This is a genomic window from Massilia sp. 05N420, assembly GCF_056397205.1.
The window spans coordinates 1-524 of sequence record NZ_JBFTMX010000144.1; the positions used below are offsets into that span (position 1 = coordinate 1).

Sequence of the window (524 nt, forward strand, 5' to 3'; positions counted from 1 at the left end):
GGGATGTAAAACGCTAAGGAAAACCGGCTTTACCGTCAATTTCGGCGGGTATCCGTGTTGCCGATACTATGACAGGCTCGCGGTTCGAATATTCGCGTTCGCGGTCCATGATTTTTTAACAGAATGCATAAGGGGATGTAAAACGCTAAGGAAAACCGGCTTTACCGTCAATTTCGGCGGGTATCCGTGTTGCCGATACTATGACAGGCTCGCGGTTCGAATATTCGCGTTCGCGGTCCATGATTTTTTAACAGAATGCATAAGACATTCGTCACCAGTGACAGGCTAGTTTCTGGACGAATTGTAGGGCGCGGCAGAAGCCGCGGAGTTTTGAAAGCATGATGCTGGATTATAATTCCCTTTTGCTGGCGCTCGGCGTTTCAGCAACGTGTCTGGCTGTGACCCTGATGGGCAGCTGGTTTGCGCGGCGTGCCGAAACCTTTCTGTTGACCTGCACCTGCGGCCTCGTCCTCGTCGTCAGCGGCATCTTCGTCTACAGTGTCTATGTTTCATCGCCCGGCCTG

General features: G+C 52.1%; 1 protein-coding gene. It reads left to right on the plus strand.

Annotation, left to right across the window (positions count from 1 at the left end):
• Nucleotides 1–338: 338 nt before the first annotated feature.
• A partial coding sequence (locus tag AC1DIX_RS27680; protein WP_477328536.1) for a hypothetical protein occupies nucleotides 339–524 on the plus strand: 186 nt, incomplete at its 3' end.